Origin of the sequence: Pseudonocardia kongjuensis, assembly GCF_039526905.1 — a bacterium.
GTDB lineage: Bacteria > Actinomycetota > Actinomycetes > Mycobacteriales > Pseudonocardiaceae > Pseudonocardia > Pseudonocardia kongjuensis.
Genome location: NZ_BAAAJK010000006.1, coordinates 353,959 through 371,147, shown reverse-complemented (window position 1 = coordinate 371,147; position 17,189 = coordinate 353,959). Strand labels below are relative to the sequence as shown.

17 protein-coding genes are annotated in these 17,189 nt (G+C 75.2%); 8 read left to right on the top strand and 9 right to left on the bottom strand.

Translation table 11 applies throughout. The features are described from left to right. Window positions 1–20 precede the first annotated feature (20 nt). Window positions 21–1,415 (bottom strand): vanillate/3-O-methylgallate O-demethylase, encoded by a 1,395-nt coding sequence (gene ligM / locus ABD160_RS09375; protein ID WP_344020507.1) that lies wholly within the window; start codon window positions 1,413–1,415, stop codon window positions 21–23. Between the two features lie 256 nt (window positions 1,416–1,671). On the opposite strand from ligM, the gene ABD160_RS09370 reads away from it, so the two are divergent. Genes ABD160_RS09370 through purU form a run of 5 tightly spaced genes read left to right on the top strand, consistent with a single transcriptional unit; the run spans window position 1,672 to window position 5,548 of the window. Beyond that, window positions 1,672–2,025: a protocatechuate 3,4-dioxygenase gene (locus tag ABD160_RS09370; RefSeq protein WP_344020505.1), complete on the top strand. Its 354-nt coding sequence runs from the start codon at window positions 1,672–1,674 to the stop codon at window positions 2,023–2,025. After that, window positions 2,018–2,869 carry a class III extradiol dioxygenase subunit beta gene (locus ABD160_RS09365; protein ID WP_344020503.1) on the top strand — a complete coding sequence of 284 codons (852 nt, stop codon included), beginning with the start codon at window positions 2,018–2,020 and terminating at the stop codon, window positions 2,867–2,869. Before ABD160_RS09370 ends, ABD160_RS09365 begins: the two co-directional genes overlap by 8 nt. After that, window positions 2,866–3,756, top strand: coding sequence for a methylenetetrahydrofolate reductase (locus ABD160_RS09360; protein ID WP_344020501.1), 891 nt, complete (start codon window positions 2,866–2,868; stop codon window positions 3,754–3,756). Before ABD160_RS09365 ends, ABD160_RS09360 begins: the two co-directional genes overlap by 4 nt. Further along, the gene (locus ABD160_RS09355; protein ID WP_344020499.1) at window positions 3,753–4,679 is read left to right on the top strand and encodes a bifunctional 5,10-methylenetetrahydrofolate dehydrogenase/5,10-methenyltetrahydrofolate cyclohydrolase; all 927 of its coding nucleotides are present in this window, start codon (window positions 3,753–3,755) and stop codon (window positions 4,677–4,679) included. The genes ABD160_RS09360 and ABD160_RS09355 overlap by 4 nt, the downstream gene beginning before the upstream one ends. Next, on the top strand, window positions 4,676–5,548 hold the full coding sequence (purU, locus tag ABD160_RS09350) for a formyltetrahydrofolate deformylase (protein WP_344020497.1): 873 nt from the start codon (window positions 4,676–4,678) through the stop codon (window positions 5,546–5,548). The genes ABD160_RS09355 and purU overlap by 4 nt, the downstream gene beginning before the upstream one ends. Window positions 5,549–5,613: 65 nt before the next feature. On the opposite strand, the gene ABD160_RS09345 is transcribed toward purU, so the two are convergent. The 4 genes from ABD160_RS09345 to ABD160_RS09330 are packed head-to-tail and all read right to left on the bottom strand — an operon-like array spanning window position 5,614 to window position 8,016. Further along, complete coding sequence (locus tag ABD160_RS09345; RefSeq protein ID WP_344020495.1) at window positions 5,614–5,889, bottom strand: muconolactone Delta-isomerase family protein; 276 nt, start codon at window positions 5,887–5,889, stop codon at window positions 5,614–5,616. Further along, window positions 5,889–6,593 carry an alpha/beta hydrolase gene (locus tag ABD160_RS09340; RefSeq protein WP_344020493.1) on the bottom strand — a complete coding sequence of 235 codons (705 nt, stop codon included), beginning with the start codon at window positions 6,591–6,593 and terminating at the stop codon, window positions 5,889–5,891. Before ABD160_RS09340 ends, ABD160_RS09345 begins: the two co-directional genes overlap by 1 nt. Further along, complete coding sequence (locus tag ABD160_RS09335; RefSeq protein ID WP_344020491.1) at window positions 6,590–7,291, bottom strand: 4-carboxy-4-hydroxy-2-oxoadipate aldolase/oxaloacetate decarboxylase; 702 nt, start codon at window positions 7,289–7,291, stop codon at window positions 6,590–6,592. The genes ABD160_RS09340 and ABD160_RS09335 overlap by 4 nt, the downstream gene beginning before the upstream one ends. Next, window positions 7,288–8,016 carry a PIG-L deacetylase family protein gene (locus ABD160_RS09330; protein WP_344020489.1) on the bottom strand — a complete coding sequence of 243 codons (729 nt, stop codon included), beginning with the start codon at window positions 8,014–8,016 and terminating at the stop codon, window positions 7,288–7,290. Before ABD160_RS09330 ends, ABD160_RS09335 begins: the two co-directional genes overlap by 4 nt. Before the next feature lie 176 nt (window positions 8,017–8,192). Here ABD160_RS09330 and ABD160_RS09325 point away from each other — a divergent pair, with 176 nt between their 5' ends. Genes ABD160_RS09325 through ABD160_RS09315 form a run of 3 tightly spaced genes read left to right on the top strand, consistent with a single transcriptional unit; the run spans window position 8,193 to window position 10,806 of the window. Further along, window positions 8,193–8,741 carry a UGSC family (seleno)protein gene (locus ABD160_RS09325; protein ID WP_344020487.1) on the top strand — a complete coding sequence of 183 codons (549 nt, stop codon included), beginning with the start codon at window positions 8,193–8,195 and terminating at the stop codon, window positions 8,739–8,741. Next, the gene (locus ABD160_RS09320) at window positions 8,738–9,808 is read left to right on the top strand and encodes a hypothetical protein (protein WP_344020484.1); all 1,071 of its coding nucleotides are present in this window, start codon (window positions 8,738–8,740) and stop codon (window positions 9,806–9,808) included. Before ABD160_RS09325 ends, ABD160_RS09320 begins: the two co-directional genes overlap by 4 nt. After that, window positions 9,805–10,806: an ABC transporter ATP-binding protein gene (locus ABD160_RS09315; RefSeq protein ID WP_344020482.1), complete on the top strand. Its 1,002-nt coding sequence runs from the start codon at window positions 9,805–9,807 to the stop codon at window positions 10,804–10,806. Before ABD160_RS09320 ends, ABD160_RS09315 begins: the two co-directional genes overlap by 4 nt. A 48-nt stretch (window positions 10,807–10,854) precedes the next feature. On the opposite strand, the gene ABD160_RS09310 is transcribed toward ABD160_RS09315, so the two are convergent. The 4 genes from ABD160_RS09310 to ABD160_RS09295 are packed head-to-tail and all read right to left on the bottom strand — an operon-like array spanning window position 10,855 to window position 16,981. Beyond that, window positions 10,855–11,568: a TetR/AcrR family transcriptional regulator gene (locus ABD160_RS09310; RefSeq protein ID WP_344020480.1), complete on the bottom strand. Its 714-nt coding sequence runs from the start codon at window positions 11,566–11,568 to the stop codon at window positions 10,855–10,857. A gap of 42 nt (window positions 11,569–11,610) precedes the next feature. Further along, complete coding sequence (locus ABD160_RS09305) at window positions 11,611–13,380, bottom strand: acyclic terpene utilization AtuA family protein (RefSeq protein ID WP_344020478.1); 1,770 nt, start codon at window positions 13,378–13,380, stop codon at window positions 11,611–11,613. After that, window positions 13,377–15,374 (bottom strand): ATP-binding protein, encoded by a 1,998-nt coding sequence (locus ABD160_RS09300; protein ID WP_344020476.1) that lies wholly within the window; start codon window positions 15,372–15,374, stop codon window positions 13,377–13,379. The genes ABD160_RS09305 and ABD160_RS09300 overlap by 4 nt, the downstream gene beginning before the upstream one ends. An 8-nt stretch (window positions 15,375–15,382) precedes the next feature. Further along, window positions 15,383–16,981 carry an acyl-CoA carboxylase subunit beta gene (locus ABD160_RS09295; protein ID WP_344020474.1) on the bottom strand — a complete coding sequence of 533 codons (1,599 nt, stop codon included), beginning with the start codon at window positions 16,979–16,981 and terminating at the stop codon, window positions 15,383–15,385. Window positions 16,982–17,189 lie beyond the last annotated feature (208 nt).

The window sequence follows — 17,189 nt, the reverse complement described above, 5'->3', positions numbered from 1 at the left end:
GGCGCCCCCGCCCCTGGGGATCAGGAGGTCGCGGTCCGCCAGCCGGGCCGGTAGTCCTCGCGTGCCATCTCGCTGTACGGGGCGGGGCTGACGACCGCGCGCACGGCGAACTGCTCGTGCGGCTCGACGGTGGTCTTGCGGCTGCCGCCGTCCGGCTCGCCCCAGACCACCCGCACCTCGGCGCCGTGCGGGACACCGGGATCGACGGTGGCCAGCGACAGCGCCTTGCGCTCGTTCGCGCTGTACCCGGTGAACATGGACAGGCCGATGACGTTGTCGTCGGCGTCGAGGACCGAGTCGAAGTTGGACGAGCCGAAGTTCGCGTTCGGCAGGTCGAAGAACTGGTACTCGGGCCCGTCGGAGACGGGGGAGGCGAGCAGGGTCGCGACGTCCTCGGCGTTCCAGGCGAGGGTGACCTTGCGCCGCTCGGTCGCCGGGTCGATCTTCTCCAGCGCGGAGCGGCCGACGAAGTCGTGGTCGAACTTCACGAAGCCGCCGTAGCCGAGCTCCCACGGGTTGGTGTAGTAGTCCTCGACGTCGGCGGAGACGAAGCTGCCGGCCAGCGCGTTGTTCGCCTCGTAGGAGTCGGCGCCCAGCCACTCCCGGTAGCCCTTCAGCTCGTCGCCGGTGTAGATCGCGGGCAGCGGCGACGGGATCCAGCCGGACTCCAGGGTGTTGCACGAGTAGGCGCGCGCCCCGGCCGGCTCCAGGCCGAACTCGCGGCCCGCCTCCAGGATCGTCTCGCGCACGGCGCCGTAGCTCTCGTACGGTCCCCAGATCTCCAGTCCGGGCGCCCCGGCCATCCCGTGCCGCAGGGTCCGGACCGGCTGCCCGCCGATCGTCATGTGCCCCATCCGGAAGAACCTCACCTTCTCCAGCGGGCCGCCGTTGACCTTCTCGATGACCTCCCAGGCGCGCGGGCCCTGGATCTGGAACCGCCAGACGTCGCGGGTCACCTCGCGGCCGTACGGGCGGGACGGGGAGCGCTCGTCGCGCCGGATGTCGACGTCGTAGCCCTGGCCCTGGAAGGTCAGCCAGTTCGCGACCGGGGCGCGCCCGACGAAGACGAACCGGTCCTCGGCGAGCCGGAACAGGATGCCGTCGCCGATCACCCCGCCGCCGGGTGCGACCGGCACGAACTGCTTGGCCGAGTCGACCGGGAAGTTCGCGGTGCTGTTGATGCCGGTGTCGGTGAACAGCTGCAGCGCGCCCGCCCCGGACACCCACAGGTTGACCATGTGGTGGGTCTGGTCGAACAGCACCGCGGTCCGCTGCCAGGCGCGCACCTCGCGCCGGAAGTTGCTGAACTCCGACGGGACGACCGGGTAGATGTAGGCGCCGAGCTGGGCGTTCCGCAGCAGGTCGACGGTGTCGCCCGCCCGGTCCAGCACGTCCTGCAGGTTCCTCGCGCTCATGGTGCTCCAGTCCTCGACGACGATCGGACCAACGCTAGGAACGCCGCGCGCGGTCGTGGCAGCGCCCAACGACGGCAGCGGGCCTGCCGCGACGGCCGCACCGGGCGCGACGGATGACGTAGCGGACGCCCGCTACGTCATCCGTCCCGTGCCGGACGGGGCGGGACGGTGACCGCCGGTCGGGACATCCGGGCGATGGCCGCGGCCCGTCCGGCTCCTAGCGTCGGTGCCACGGCCGAGCGCAGGGGGAACCAGGATGACCAGCAGGAACGACCTGCCGGGGACCTACGTCTTCGACGGCCCCGCAGGACGCCGCGGGCGGCCGCTGAACCGGCTGCTGCAGTCGCTGCGCACCGAGGACGCCCGGGCCGGATTCCGCGCCGACGAGGCCGCCTGCTGCGCGCGGTTCGGGCTGTCCGCCGAGCAGACCGCGGCCGTCCTGGAGCGGGACTGGCAGGCGATGCTCGATCTGGGCGGCAGCATCTTCTACGTCTACAAGCTGGCCATGATGGACGGACGTTCCATGCAGTACCTGGGCGGCGTGTTCACCGGCATGAGCGAGGACGAGTTCACGGCGGCGATGGCGGCGGGGGGACGTACCGATGTCTGAGGTCATCTGGGGTCTGGGGACCTCGCACGTGCCGTCGATCGGCGCCGCGATGGACCGCGACCTGACCGCCGACCCGCGCTGGGCGCCGCTGTTCGACGGCTACGCCCCGGCCAGGGCCTGGCTCGCCGAACGCACCCCGGACGTCGCGATCCTGATCTACAACGACCACGCCAACGGCGTCGACCTGGACATCGTGCCGACCTTCGCGATCGGCACCGCCGAGGAGTACCGGGTCGCCGACGAGGGGTACGGCCGGCGCGCGGTGCCGGACGTCGTCGGGGACCCGGACCTGTCGTTCCACCTGCTGGAGCACCTGGTCGACGACGGCTTCGACCTCACCGTGTTCGCCGAGCTCGACGTCGACCACGGGTTCACCGTGCCGCTGTCGGTGTGGACCCCCGATCCCGGCGACGCCTGGCCCTGCCCGGTCGTCCCGATCATGGTCAACGTCATCCGCTACCCGCAGCCGACCGCGGCCCGCTGCTACGCGCTCGGGCAGGCGATCGGCCGGGCACTGGCGTCCTACGACGGCGCGCGCACCGTCGGGATCCTCGGCACCGGCGGGATGTCGCACCAGCTGGCCGGCGCCCGGGCCGGGTTCGTCAATCCCGGCTTCGACCACATGTTCCTGGAGGCGATCGCCGACGACCCGCAGAAACTCACCGCCCTGCACCGCGACGAGTACATCCGGCTCGCCGGGTCCGAGGGCATCGAGCTGATCATGTGGCTGGTCATGCGCGGGGCGATGAACACCCGCGTCCGCACGGTGCACACCGCCTATCACGTGCCGGCGTCGAACACCGCCGCCGGACTGGCCCTGCTCGACAACCGGAGCGCCCCGTGACGTCACTGCTGGATCCCCCCGACCGGGACGGCGCGGCGCCGCGTGCGGACCGGCGCGCCGTGCTCGCCCGGGTGCTGCGCGCGGCCACCTACGAGGTGCTGCCGTTCCCGAGTGCCGCGGACAAGGTGCTCGCCCACGTCCCCACCGGCACCGGGCTGAGCGTCACGACCACCGAGGCGAAGGGGCTCGACCCGACCGTGGAGCTCGCCGTCCGGCTCACCGGGCACGGCTACCGGGTGGCGCCGCACCTCGCGGCCCGGCTGGTCCGGGACCGGGCGCACCTGGCCGATCTCACCGACCGGCTCACCGACGCGGGGGTCCGCGCGCTGTTCGTCGTCGGCGGTGACGCCGCCGAGCCGGTGGGCCGCTATCCGGACGCCCTTGCTCTGCTCACCGAGCTGCACGAGATCGCCGGTGACCGGTTCGACCGGATCGGGATCGGCGGCTACCCGGAGGGGCACGGCGGGATCGCCGACGAGCTGATCGCGGGCGCGCTCACCGCGAAGGCGCCCTACGCCACGCAGATCGTCACCCAGCTGTGCTTCGATCCGGCCGCCACCGTGCGGTGGGCCCGCCGGATCGCCGCCGCCGGGGTGCGGCTGCCGGTCCGGGTCGGCGTGCCCGGCGCGGTGAGCAGGCAGAAGCTGATCCGGGTCTCCGCCGGGCTGGGGCTCGGGCAGTCGGCCCGGTTCCTGCGCAAGCAGCAGGGGATGCTCCGGCGGTTCTTCCTGCCCGGCGGCTACCGGCCGGACCGGGTGCTGGACGGCATCGCCCCGGCACTGGCCGCCGGCGACACCGGCCTGGCCGGGATCCACGTGTTCACCTTCAACGACCTCGAGAGCACCGAGACGTGGCGACGTCGGCTGCTCGAGCGCCTGGACCGATGACGGCGCGCCCGATCGACGGCCGCGCCCGCGCCCGCGAGCTCGGCGCCGCACTGGCCGACGAGGTCGCCGCGCTGCACGCGTCCGGGATCCGGCCCGGGCTCGCGACCGTGCTGCCCGGCGACGCCGGCTTCGGCGCCCGCGCCTACCGGCGGCGGCTGCACCGGCTCGCCGCGGAGCTCGGCGTCGGCCACCGGACGGTGGAGCTCCCGGCCGGGGCGTCGCAGGCGGCGGTGCTCGACGCCGTGCGGTCCTGCAACGACGATCCGGCCGTCTCCGGGGTCCTGCTGCTCCGCCCGCTCCCGGCGGGCGTGGACCAGGCGACGGTGTTCGGTGCGCTCGACCCGGCGAAGGACGTCGAGGCGCTGCACCCGGAGAACGTCGGCCTGCTCGCGCTCGGCGCGCCCCGGTTCGTGCCCGCCACCCCGGCCGCGGTGTTCGACCTGCTCGACACCTGGATCGACGGCACCGGACAGGACCGGGACGGCTTCTACCACCGCAGCCGGATCGTCGTCGTCGGGCGGTCGGCGACCGTCGGCGTCCCGGCGGTCGCGCTCGGCTGCGCCCGCGGCGCGACCGTCTCCTCGATCGACGAGTGGGCCGACCGGACCGGCGGGATCGGCCGCTACACCCGCTGGGCGGACGTGCTCGTCGTCGCCGCCGGCCGGGCCGGGCTGGTCCGCGCCGAGCACGTCGCACCCGGCGCCGTCGTGCTCGACGTCGGGATCAACGCCGTCACCGGGCCGGACGGGACGGTCCGCACCGTCGGCGACGTCGACGCCGGATCCGTCGCGGCGCGGGCCGCGGCGCTCACCCCGGTGCCCGGCGGCGTCGGGCCGGTCACCGACGTGCTGCTGCTGCGCAGCACGGTGCTCGCGGCGCGCCGGGCCGCGACGGCCGCCGCCGGATCGCGGGCCGCGTCGTGACCGCCTCGGCGCCGGGCCCGCGCGCGGTGCTGCTGCTCAGCTGCCCGGACGCGCCCGGCATCGTGCACGCCGTGACCGGTCTGCTCGCCGGGCAGGGCTGCACGATCGTGCAGAGCCACCAGTTCGGCAGCGCCACCACCGGCACGTTCTACCTGCGGATCGAGTTCGCCCGGACCGACGGCGCCCGGCCCGACCTGGACCGGCTCGGCGCCGGCGTCGCGCCGATCGCGGCGCGGTTCGGGATGACCTGGAGCCTCGCCGACACCGGGCACCGCCCGCGCACCGTGATCATGGTCAGCCGGTTCGCGCACTGCCTCAACGACCTGCTGTTCCGGAACTCGATCGGCGAGCTGGCACTCGACGTCGTCGCGGTCGTGTCCAACCATCCCGACCTGGGGCGGCTCGCCGACGGGTACGGGGTGCCGTTCCGGCACATCCCGGTCACCCGGGAGACGAAACCGGCCGCGGAGGCGGAGCTGCTCGACCTGGTCCGCGCCGAGGGCGTCGAGCTGGTGGTGCTGGCCCGCTACATGCAGATCCTGTCCGACGACGCGTGCGCGGCCCTGCAGGGCCGGGCGATCAACATCCACCACTCGATGCTGCCCAGCTTCAAGGGGGCGCGGCCCTACCACCAGGCGCACGAGCGCGGGGTGAAGTTCATCGGGGCCACCGCGCACTACGTGACCGCGGACCTCGACGAGGGGCCGATCATCGAGCAGGAGCTGCTGCGCGTCGACCACTCGCTGAGCCCGGAGCAGCTCGCCGCCCGGGGCCGGGAGGCCGAACGGCTCGCGCTGGCCCGGGCGGTGCGGTGGCACAGCGAGCACCGGGTCGCGGTGTCCGGCAACCGCACCGTCGTGTTCCCCTGACCCGGCCCGGACCGGGGAGAACCGGGCCGCCCCCCGTCGCAGCCGGCGGTGGAGGGGAGCGGCGCTCAGCGCTCCTGCGGGTGCGTCGCCAGTGCCTCGACGGTCACGTCCATCCAGGGGAACATCGGCAGCGACGCCAGCGCGTCGTGCAGCGCGGCGGGATCGTCGGCCTCGTAGAGCCCGACGGTCGCGTTCCGCCCGGGCACCCGCCAGAGCCGCTTGAGGATCCCGGCCTCGCGCAGCTCGGCGGCGCGGGCCCGCTCGCCGGCCTTCAGCTCGTCGCGGGTGGCGGCCGGGGTGTCGACCGGCAGCAGGTTCTGGGTGCGGACCAGGAACTCCATCAGCGGGCCAGCTCCAGCAGCAGCGCGGTCAGCTCGGCGGGCGCGGTGACCATGGCCTCGTGACCGGTCGCGACCTCGTGGACCGGCCACCCCCGCTCGGCCGCCCGACCGGCGTGGTCGCGGAAGACCCGCATCCAGTCGGTGCACTCGACGAACGCCGCGGGCACCGCGTCGCCCTTCCCGGTCAGCCGCAGCGGCTCGGTGTAGGTGAGCCACGGGTGCGGGGTCAGGCGCGGCGTGAGCCAGTCCAGATCGGCCTGCTCGGTGACGCCGAGCCGCTCCAGCGGGCGGACCGGGACCAGCCAGCCGAAGCCGGGCCCGGCGACCGCCTCCCGGTAGTGCCCGGCGACGGTCGGCGGGAGCAGGTCGATCGCGGCGTCGCCGTCGTCGCCGACGAAGGCGTCCAGGTACACCCGGCGGGCCACCCGGTCCGGGACGCGGTCGGCGACCCCGGTGACGACCTGGCCGGCGTAGCTGTGTCCGGCCAGCACGACGTCGCGGGCGTCGTGCGCCTCCAGCAGCGCGACGACGTCCTGGACGTGCGTGGAGAGTCCGACCTGCGGGTGGAGCAGGTGGGCCCGGTCGCTCACCCCGGTCAGCGTCGGCGCGAGGACGTCGTGCCCGGCCGCCCGCAGGCCGGGGGCGACGCGCTGCCACACCCAGCCCCCGTGCCAGGCGCCGTGCAGCAGGACGAACGTGCTCATGGGAGGCCCCCCTCGGGGTCGTCGACGTAGCGCACGCCCAGCCGGTCCAGGGTGGGCCGCAGGTCGTAGAGGTCCAGGCCGAGCACGCCGTCGGCGAACCGGCGGCGCTTGTCCTCCTCGTTCGCGGCCCGCGCCGCGGCGGCGTCGGCGACCGCGGCGGCCTCGGCGCGGGGGACGCGGAGCACGCCGTCGTCGTCGGCGATCACCGCGTCGCCGGGGTCGATCCGCTGCCCGGCGACGACGACCGGGACGTTCACCGAGCCGGGCACCGCCTTCGCGGTGCCCTGCGCGTGCACGGCGCGCGACCAGGCGGGGAAGCCCATCGCGGCCAGCTCGGCGACGTCGCGGACACCGGCGTCGCTGACCAGCCCGAGCACCCCGCGGTACTGCAGCTGGGTGGCGAACAGCTCGCCGAACATCCCGTCGGTGGACCGCGAGGTGGTGGCGACGACCAGGACGTCTCCCGGCCCGCACTGCTCGACGCAGGCGTGGATCATCAGGTTGTCGCCGGGGTGCGAGAGCACGGTGACCGCGCGCCCGGCGATCCGCGCCCCGCGCTGGACCGGCCGGATCGCCGGGCCGAGCAGGCCGCGCCGGCCGTGCGCCTCGTGCACGGTCGCGACGCCGAGCCGGGCCAGCCGGCCGAGCACGTCGGGATCCGGGCCGCGGCGGGTCCGGACGATCACCGGCCTGCTCACCGCAGCACGTCCCCGACGACCGGGAAGACCCGCTGGAACGCCTCGGCGTGCACGATCGACGGGTCGCCGCCGTTGCGGACGGCCTGCACGCCGCGGCGCAGCCCGAGATCGGTGTAGTAGCGCACCAGGTGCGACTGGGCGCCCATGCACTCCATCGCCGTGCGCTTGCGCTCGAACACACCGGTGACGTCGAGCAGCAGGTTCGGCACGAAGCCGCACTGCTCGGGCTGGTGCGGCTCGAACTGCAGCACCTGCGGCGCGCCGATCGGTGGCGTCGACGGATCGTGCCCGGCGGCCTGCGCGACCTGGCGGGCCAGCAGGGTCGCCTCGTGCGCGGCGTCGTGGTCGCGGTTGTACGGGTCGTTCGCGACGTGGGTGAGCAGCACCTCCGGTGCCGCGTCCCGGATCTCGGCGACGATCCGGGACAGGCCGTCGTCGTCGATCCGCAGTGGATAGTCGCCGAGATCGAGGAAGCTGATCGTCGCGCCGAGCGCGGCGGCGGCCGCTTCGGCCTCGTCGCGGCGGGCGGCCTTGGCGGCGTCGACGGTCATCCCCGGCCGGCGCCACAGCCCGGGTGACTCGCCGCGCTCGCCGTAGCTCAGGCAGACGACGCGCACGTCGTGACCGCGCTCGGCGTAGAGCGCCAGCGCGCCGCCCGCCCGCCAGACGAAGTCCCCGGAGTGTGCGCTGATCACCTGGACGGCGGGCCGGTCGGGCGAGGTCATGGGCCCGACGCTAGGCAGCGCCGCGGGCGGCGGGCGACGCGCGGACGACCCGGGACCGCTACGTCATCCGTCGCGCGCCGCGCCGAACCCTTTTGCCTGGTGGAATGCGGTCTGGCGGGTCCGGCGGCGGGGTTCCTAGCGTGCGGCGCGACCCAGTTCCGACGACGGGACCCGCCATGTTCGAGACCATGATCGACCCGACCGGGGCGCCCGATCCGGTGGTCCCGGCCGGGGGAGCGCTCGCCGCCCGCCCGGCGGACCTGGCGGGACTTCGGCTCGGCCTGCTGCTCAACACCAAGCGCAACGCCGCGGAGCTGCTCGACGCCGTCGCCGAGCGGCTCGGGCAGCGGCACGGCACCGTGCCCGCCGCCCGGCACACCAAGCCGCACATCAACGACCCGGTCCCGCCGGAGGTCCTCGCCGATCTCGCCGCCCGGTGCGACGTGGTGGTGGTCGGGGTCGGCGACTGCGGCTCGTGCAGCGCCTCGGCCGTCACCGACGGCATCGCGCTGGAGGCCGCGGGTGTACCGGCCGCGGTGCTGTGCAGCGACGCGTTCCGGGCCACCGCGGACGCGATGGCCCGGCTGCGCGGCAGCCCCGGCTACGACTACGCCGTCGTGCCGCATCCGGTCGCGTCGCTGGACGCGGCTGGGATCGCGGCCCGGGCCGGCGAGGTGCTGCCCGAGCTGGTCCGGCTGCTGCGCGCCCCGGCGGACGCCCGGTGAGCGCGGCGGGCGCGGCGGGCGCGGCGGGCGCGACGTCCACCGTGGACCCGGTGGACGTCGCGCGGGCCGCGATCGAGCACGCCTACGACCGGGACTGGACCGACGGCCTCCCGGTCGTCCCGGTCTCGGCGGCGACCCGCGACGAGTTCCTCGCGGCGACCCCGCGCGATCCGGCCGAGGTGGTCGCGCACGCCGGCAGCCTGGGCCGCGAGTGCACCGTCGAACGGGTCGCCGTGAACGCCGCGATGGCCGGCTGCCGGCCGGAGCACCTGCCGGTCGTGCTGGCCGCCTGGGACGCGCTGATGGCCCAGCGGGTGGTCACCGGCGGCGGCTGGCAGAGCACCAGCGGCCCGGCGCCGCTGATCGTGGTGAACGGCGACGTCCGGGCCCGGCTCGGGATCAACTCGGCGGGCGGCTCGGTCGGGCCCGGCTTCCGGGCGAACGCCACGATCGCCCGCGCGATCGGGTTGACCGTGCGCAACGTGCTCGGCATCCGCCCGCACGAGCTGGACCAGGCCACCCAGGGCCTGCCCGGCCGGTTCGCCGTGTGCGTGGGCGAGAACGAGGAGGAGAGCCCCTGGGAGCCGCTCTCGGTCGAGCTCGGCGCCGCGCCCGGCGCCGGATCGGTGTCGGCCATGCTCATCCGGACCTGCGAGTTCGTCGACAACCGGGACTCGACCGATCCGGCGGACCTGCTGCGCGACATCGCGGACACGGTCGCCCGGACCGGCGCGGTGGTCGGCGGCCGGTCGTCGGCGGGGCTGCTGCTCGGCGTCGAGCACGCCACGCTGCTGGCCGACGGCGGGTTCGGCAAGGCCGACGTCGCCGCCTGGATCAGCGCCCACGCCGTCCGCACCGCCGCCGACCTGCGCGCCGCGGGGAAGGGCCGGACCGCCGGGGAGGCCCCGGACGACGCCCCGTTCCCGATGGTGCCCGAGCCCGAGCACCTGCCGATCGTGGTCACCGGTGCCCGCAACGCCGGGATGTCGCTGGTCGTGCGGCCGTTCGGGTTCGGCGGCTGGTCACGCACCACGCACCCGGTGCACGCGCCCGGGGGCGCGGCGTGAACCCGGTGCTGGACGTCCGGGACCTGCGCGTCGAGTTCCCGACGGCGGCCGGTGCGCTCGGCGTGGTCGACGGCGTCTCGTTCGACGTCGGGCCGGGCGAGACGGTCGCGCTGGTCGGCGAGTCCGGATCGGGCAAGAGCGTCAGCTCGCTGGCGGTGCTCGGGCTGCTCGGCAGCGGGCGCGTCGCCGGCGGGTCGGTGTCGTTCCGCGGCGAGGAGATCGCCGGCGCCGGGCCGGAACGGCTGCGCCGGCTGCGCGGCGCCGAGATCGCGATGGTGTTCCAGAACCCGATGAGCGCGCTGGACCCGCTGTTCAGCGTCGGCGACCAGGTCGTCGAGGCGATCCGGGTGCACCGGCCGGTCGACCGGGCGCAGGCCCGGGAGCGCGCCGTCGCACTGCTCCGCGAGGTCGGGCTGCCCGATCCGGAGCGCCGGATGCGGTCCTACCCGCACGAGCTGTCCGGCGGCCAGCAGCAGCGGGTCGGGGTGGCGATGGCGCTGGCCTGCGATCCGGAGCTGCTGATCGCCGACGAGCCGACGACCGCGCTGGACGTGACCGTCGAGGCGCAGATCCTGGCCCTGATGCGCCGCCTGCAGCGCGAGCACGGCGCGGCGCTGCTGCTCATCACGCACGACATGTCGGTGGTGGCCCGGATGGCCGACCGGGTGGTGGTGATGTACGCCGGGCAGGTCGTCGAGCGCGGCGCCGCCGCCGACGTGCTGGCCGCGCCCACGCACCCCTACACCCGGGCGCTGATCGGCTCCGTGCCGACCGTCCACACCGGACGGGACGAGCCGCTGACGGTGATCCCGGGCAGCGTGCCGCACCCGGCCGACGTCCCGGGCGGCTGCCGGTTCCATCCGCGCTGCCGGCAGGCGGTGGACCGGTGCCGCACCGAACGGCCGCCGGTCGTGCGGACGGGGGAGGGCCGGGTCAGCCGGTGCTGGCTGGCCGAGGCGGCCGATCCGGAGCGCGCGCCGGCCCCGGCCGGAGGCTGACCGGGCCCGGCGCGGGCTCCGGCCCGCCCGCGGTCCCGCCGGGCCCGGTCAGCCTCCGGCGGACGTGCCGGGTGCGGGCTCCTGGCTCCCCGGACGGTCGGTCACGAGGCCGATCGCCTGCGCCCAGAGGCGGGTCAGCGTGCCGACCGCCGCCTCCTCGTCGTAGTCCACGCCGTGCACGAACCACAGCAGGCTGAGGTGCTCGACCATCCCGCCGAGCATGCTCGCGACCAGGGCGGGATCGAGCGCGGGATCGGCCAGCCCGAGCTCCTGCAGCTTGCGGATGCCGGCCTCGTTGCGGCGCAGGAACGGCTCCCGGATCTGCAGCTTCAGCTCCCGGAACCACGGGTCGCGGACCGCCATCTCCTCGATCACGGCGATCAGCCGCGCGTTGCGCCGGGCCGCCGCGAGGTACTTGCGGTTCGCGTCCTCGATCCGTCCGATCGGATCCCACGGTCCGTCGCCGGCCGGGCGGGAGGCGGCGAACATCTCGCCGGTGACGGTGGTGAACAGCTCCCCGAGCACCGCCTCCTTGGACTTGAAGTAGTGGTAGAAGACCCCGTACGAGGTGCCGGCGCGGTCGGCGATGTCGGAGATCCGGGCATCCCGGAAGCCCAGCTCCTCGAAGGTCTCGCGGGCCGCGTGGATCAGCGCCGAGCGGGTGCGCCGCCCCTTGGCGGTGCTCGGCCCCGTGTCGGAGGGGGCGAGCCTGCGACCCGCCCCGTTCGCCGGGGCGGGCCCCTGCCGCACCTGTCGTGCCAAGAGATCCTCCGGGGTCGTGACGGGCCGGGCGGAACGCCCAGTCTACGAACGGTGCAGCAGCGCGGCAGGCAGGTCGACCCGGCGGGCCCGCAGGAACTCCCCGAGGCCCTTCGCCTGGGAGTCCAGATCGAGGTTCGCGGCGACGCCGTGCCCGAGCAGCCCCACCACGGTCACCCCGGCCGCGCGCAGCCCCGGCAGCCACCACGGCCGCAGCTCCAGCGCGGCCGCCTGCGGCAGCAGGGCCCGCCACCGGCTCTCGGTGAGCCATCCGGCCAGCCAGTCGTAGGTGGCGTCGTCCCGGGCCCAGATCCCGAGCGTGGCATTGCCGCCCTTGTCGCCGGACCGGGCGCCCAGCAGCCGCCCCAGCGGCACCCGCTCGGTGTCACCGGCCGGTCCGCGGGTCCCGGCCGGGACGACCGGCTCGGGCAGCGGCCGGGGCCGGGGAGCCGGTGCCGGGCCCGGGACCGTCCGGGTCACCCCGTCGAGGGTCACCAGCTGCGGCACCTCCGCCGCCGGGAGCAGGACCGGCCAGAACACCGGGTAGCTCGATCCGCTCTCCGGCGGGGCGGTGAGGTACAGCCCCGGATAGCCGGACAGCCCGGTCTCCACGGCGGCCCGGCCCAGACCGGCGACCGCCGCCCGGTCCCGGCCGGCGACGGAGACGGTGAGCAGTGCGACGGCCTCGTCGGGGGAGCCCGGATCGGGCCGGTCCGCGCGCAGCAGCCGCACCGCGACGTCGTCGAACGCCTTCCGGCCGCCGGGCACCGCCGCCCACAGCGACCGCTCGGCGAACACGGCCTTCGCCGGGACGTCGTCGCCGGTCAGCACGAAGGTGACCGAGGCGCGGTGGCCGGGCTCGGTGACCAGCCCGACCTTGACCGACGGGGGCGGCGGCTCGCCGCGCACACCGGAGACCAGGACGCGGTCCGGGCCGGCCGCGGTGAGCGTCGCGGTGTCGAAGCGGGCGACGACGTCCGGGGTGAGGTAGCGCGGCCCGTCGATCTCGTAGAGCAGCTGCGCGGTCACCGTCTCGACGGTGACCGCCCCGGCGGACCCCGGGTGCTTGGTGATCACCGCGGATCCGTCGGCGGCGATCTCGGCGATCGGGAAGCCGGGGCGCACCGGATCGGCGATCTCGGCGACGAAGGAGAAGTTGCCGCCGGTGGCCTGCGCGCCGCACTCGATGACGTGCCCGGCCGCGACGGCGCCCGCGAGCGCGTCCCAGTCGTCGTCGGCCCAGCCGAAGTACCACCGGGCCGGGCCGGCGACGAGGGCGGCGTCGCTGACCCGGCCGGTCACGACGACGTCGGCGCCGTCCCGCAGCGCCGCGGCGATCCCGCACGAGCCGAGGTAGGCGCTGGCCACCGCCACCTCGGACCCGAGGGAGCCGAACGGGACCCCGGTGTCGAGGTGCTCGCCCGGCCAGCCGGCGGCGAGCCTGTCGGTGACCGCGCGGGTGACGTCGTCGCCGGCCACCACCGCCACCCGGACCGACCGGCCGTGCCGTGCGGCGATCCGCTCGACCTCCCGCGCGCAGGCGGCCGGAGCCAGGCCGCCCGCGTTCGACACGATCCGGATCCCGCGGTCCAGGCAGTCGCCGAGGACGTCGTCGAGCTGGGTGAGGAAGGTCCGGGCGTAACCCGTCTCCGGATCGCGGCGGCGCGCCTTGAGCAGCACCCCGATCGTGAGCTCGGCGAGCCAGTCCCCGGTCAGGACGTCGATCGGGCCGCCGTCGAGCAGCTCGCGGGCGGCGGCGAGGCGATCGCCGTAGAACCCGGAGCAGTTGGCGACCCGCAGCGGCGCCGCGGTCATGCCGGCACGTCCGGTGCGACCGTCACCAGCACCGACCTGGCCTCGACGTACTCGCCGCGGGAGACGTGGACGACCTCCACCACGCCGGCCCCGCTCGCGCGCGCCGGATGCTCCATCTTCATCGCCTCCAGGACGACGAGGGTCTGCCCGGCCCGGACCCGGTCACCGGGGGCCACCCGGACGTCGACGACGGTGCCCGGCATCTCCGACACCGGCCCCTCCCCGGCGGCGGTCGCGAGCGGGGCGGGCAGGCGGGGCTGCGGCCACCACTCCGACTGGGCGGTCGGCGAGGTCACCCGGACCGCGCCGTCCGGGTCGTGTGCCACGGTGCACCGGTGCTCCAGCCCGTCGTACCGGACGCGGACGCCGGTGGGGCCCAGGTCGCGCAGCAGCAGGAGGTGCTGCTCGCCGTCGATGCCGAGCTCGATGGTGGTGTCCCCGCCGGCCGCCCCCAGCCGGTGGGTGACCGTGTGCGGCCCGCCGTGCCGGTCGTGCCACAGCGCCGCCGGCGGCGGGCAGCCGGGGAGCAGCCGGAACCCCGGCGGCGCGGAGCTGCGGACCGGCTCCGCGGCCCGTCGCCGCGCGACCGACACCGCGACCGCGGCGGCCAGGTGGACCGGTGCCGGGAGCGCCGGGCCGGGCCGCAGCAGCAGCGGCCGGTCGTCGAGGAAGTCGGTCCGGGTGGCGCCGGCCCGGAAGTCCGGGTCGCGCAACAGCGCCAGCAGGAACTCGCGGTTGGTCGCCGTGCCGGCGATCTCGGTGGCCTCCAGCGCCGCGACGAGCCGGTCGACCGCCTCCTGCCGGGTGCCGGCGTGCGCGATCACCTTCGCCAGCATCGGGTCGTAGAACGCGGGCACCTCGCCGGGCGCGCCGACGCCGTCCTCGAACCGGACGCCGACCGGATCGGGATGGGCGTAGCGGTACAGCGGACCGGGCGCGGGCCGGAAGTCGTGCGCCGGGTCCTCGGCGTAGAGCCGGACCTCGATCGCGTGCCCGCGGTGCCGCACGTCGTCCTGGGTGATCGGCAGCGGCATGCCCCGGGCGACCTCGATCTGCAGGCGGACGAGATCGAGCCCGGTGGTCTCCTCGGTGACCGGGTGCTCGACCTGCAGCCGGGTGTTCATCTCGAGGAAGTGGAACTCCCCGGTGGTGTCGTCGAGCAGGAACTCGACGGTCCCGGCACCGTGGTAGCCGAGCTCACGGACGAGGTCGACGGCGGTCCCGCCCATCCGGGCGCGCAGCCCGGGGCCGACGGCCGTCGACGGGGCCTCCTCGAGCACCTTCTGGTGCCGCCGCTGCACCGAGCACTCCCGCTCCCCGAGGTGGATCGCCCCGCCGTGCTCGTCGCCGAAGACCTGGATCTCGACGTGCCGGGCGGCGGGCACCCACCGCTCGCAGAACACCTGGGCGTCGCCGAACGCCGAGGCGGCCTCCCGGCGGGCGCCGGTCACCGCCTCGGCCAGCCCGGCCGGATCGGTGACCACCCGCATCCCGCGTCCGCCGCCGCCGGCGACGGCCTTCACCAGGAGCGGGTACCCGACGGCTGCGGCGCTGCGGGCGTCGTGCGCGGGATCGCCGGTCAGCGTCGCGTCCGGCAGCACCGGGACGCCGGCCCGGCGGGCGACCTCCTTGGCCCCGGTCTTGCGGCCCATCACCCGGATCGAGTCGGGGCGCGGCCCGACGAAGACCAGACCGGCGGCGGCGCAGGCCGCGGCGAAGTCCGCGTTCTCGGACAGGAACCCGTACCCGGGATGGACGGCGTCGGCGCCGGACCGGCGCGCGGCGTCCAGCAGCCGTCCGACGTCCAGGTAGGACTCGGTGGCGGTCGATCCGCCGAGCGGGACGGCGAGATCGGCGTCCGACACGTGCGGCGAGCGCGCGTCCGGATCGGAGAACACGGCGACCGTGCGGATACCCATTGCGCGGGCGGTGCGGACGACGCGGCGCGCGATCTCACCCCGGTTGGCGACGAGGAGCGTGCTGACGGTTCTCACGGTGTCCCTCACATCCGGAAGGGGGCGAATCGCCCGGTGCCCTCGACCGGGGCGGAATGGACGGCGGACAGCGCCAGGCCCAGCACCGTCCGGGTGTGCCGGGGATCGATCACCCCGTCGTCCCACAGCCGGCCGGTCGCGTTCAGCGAGCCGGACTGGGCGTCGATCATGGCCTCGGTCTCGGCCCGCAGGGCCAGGTCGGCCGCGTCGTCCCAGTCCGTTCCGGCCCGCTCGGCCGCGGACCGCCGGATGATCGACATGACCCCGGCGAGCTGGCTGCCGCCCATCACCGCGATCCGGTGGCTGGGCCAGCTGAAGACGAACCGCGGATCGTAGGCGCGCCCGGACATCCCGTAGTTGCCCGCGCCGTAGGACGCGCCGACCATCAGCGTCAGGTGCGGGACGGTCGAGTTCGACACGGCGTTGATCAGCTTCGCGCCGTCCTTGATGATCCCGCCCCGCTCCGCCGCCGAGCCGACCATGAACCCGGTGATGTTCTGGACGAACAGCAGCGGGATCGACCGGGCGTTAGCCAGCTGGACGAAGTGCGCGCCCTTCTGGGACTCGGGGGAGAACAGGATCCCGTTGTTGGCCAGCACCCCGACCGGGTAGCCGTCGATCGAGCCCCAGCCGCAGACCAGCTGGGGGCCGTAGAGCGGCTTGAACTCGTCGAACCGCGACCCGTCGAGCACCCGCAGCAGGATCTCGCGCACCTCGACGGTGCGCCGGTTGTCCGAGGACGCGCACGCCAGCAGCTCCTCGGCGGGCCGCTGCGGCGGATCCGGTGGCAGGCTCGGTCCGGGGCCGGCCTTGCGCAGCCCGAGATCGGCGACGATCTGCCGGCCGATCCGCAGCGCGTCCCGCTCGTCGACGGCCAGGTGGTCGGCCAGCCCGGACTCGCGGGCGTGCATGTCTGCGCCGCCCAGCGTCTCGTCGTCGACCTCCTCGCCGGTCGCCATCCGCACCAGCGGCGGCCCGCCGAGGTAGACCGCCGCCTGGTCCTTGACGAAGACCGTGTACTCGCTCAGCCCGGGCAGGTACGCACCGCCCGCGGTGGAGCTGCCGAACACGATCGCGATCGTCGGGACGCCGGCGGCGGAGAGCCGGGTGAGCTCCCGGAAGATCCGGCCGCCCGGCACGAAGATCTCCTCCTGGCGCGGCAGGTCGGCGCCACCGGACTGCACCAGGCTGATCACCGGCAACCGGTTCCGGGCGGCGATCTCGAGCGCCCGCAGCTGCTTCGTCACCGCGGACGGGCTCAGCGACCCGCCCTTCACGGTCGCCTCGTTGGCGATCACCATGCACTCGACGCCGCTGACCGGCCCGATGCCGGTCAGCAGCCGCGCACCGGGCTGCTCCGCGGGCTCGTGCACGCCGGCGAACCCGGACAGCTCCAGGAACGGGGCGTCCTCGTCGAGCAGCAGATCGACCCGTTCCCGCGCCAGCAGCCGCCCGCGCGCCCGATGCCGGGTGACGGCCTGCTCGCCACCGGCCGCGATCACCCGGGCGGCGAGCTCGTCGTGCTCCCGCAGCGCCTCGAGCATCGCCCGTCGGTCCAGCACGGCCCGGTCCGCGCCGGGATCCAGCGTCGACTGCAGTACGGCCATCACGCCCTCCACGTCGTCACCCCGGCGGCCCGGCGCATCCGACCGAACGGATGAAACCCGGAATCGACTCGCATGTCAATTCTCGGCTGCGGCGTGATCAGGTCGCCAACCTGCTGAGATGCCCCATCGAGGTCCGGTCCAGTGGCGCACCGGGATGACTGGCAGTCGCAGTATTGACCGAGAAGTCAGTTCGTGCTGAGGTGAGTGC

What these genes read in the sequence shown, in the direction of transcription:
- ABD160_RS09340 (WP_344020493.1), bottom strand. Translation starts at nt 6,593, where the DNA reads ATGAGCACGTTCGTCCTGCTGCACGGCGCCTGGCACGGGGGCTGGGTG.
- ABD160_RS09355 (WP_344020499.1), top strand. Translation starts at nt 3,753, where the DNA reads ATGACGGCGCGCCCGATCGACGGCCGCGCCCGCGCCCGCGAGCTCGGC.
- ligM (WP_344020507.1), bottom strand. Translation starts at nt 1,415, where the DNA reads ATGAGCGCGAGGAACCTGCAGGACGTGCTGGACCGGGCGGGCGACACC.
- ABD160_RS09295 (WP_344020474.1), bottom strand. Translation starts at nt 16,981, where the DNA reads ATGGCCGTACTGCAGTCGACGCTGGATCCCGGCGCGGACCGGGCCGTG.
- ABD160_RS09330 (WP_344020489.1), bottom strand. Translation starts at nt 8,016, where the DNA reads ATGACCTCGCCCGACCGGCCCGCCGTCCAGGTGATCAGCGCACACTCC.
- ABD160_RS09305 (WP_344020478.1), bottom strand. Translation starts at nt 13,380, where the DNA reads ATGACCGCGGCGCCGCTGCGGGTCGCCAACTGCTCCGGGTTCTACGGC.
- ABD160_RS09370 (WP_344020505.1), top strand. Translation starts at nt 1,672, where the DNA reads ATGACCAGCAGGAACGACCTGCCGGGGACCTACGTCTTCGACGGCCCC.
- ABD160_RS09345 (WP_344020495.1), bottom strand. Translation starts at nt 5,889, where the DNA reads ATGGAGTTCCTGGTCCGCACCCAGAACCTGCTGCCGGTCGACACCCCG.
- ABD160_RS09325 (WP_344020487.1), top strand. Translation starts at nt 8,193, where the DNA reads ATGTTCGAGACCATGATCGACCCGACCGGGGCGCCCGATCCGGTGGTC.
- ABD160_RS09365 (WP_344020503.1), top strand. Translation starts at nt 2,018, where the DNA reads ATGTCTGAGGTCATCTGGGGTCTGGGGACCTCGCACGTGCCGTCGATC.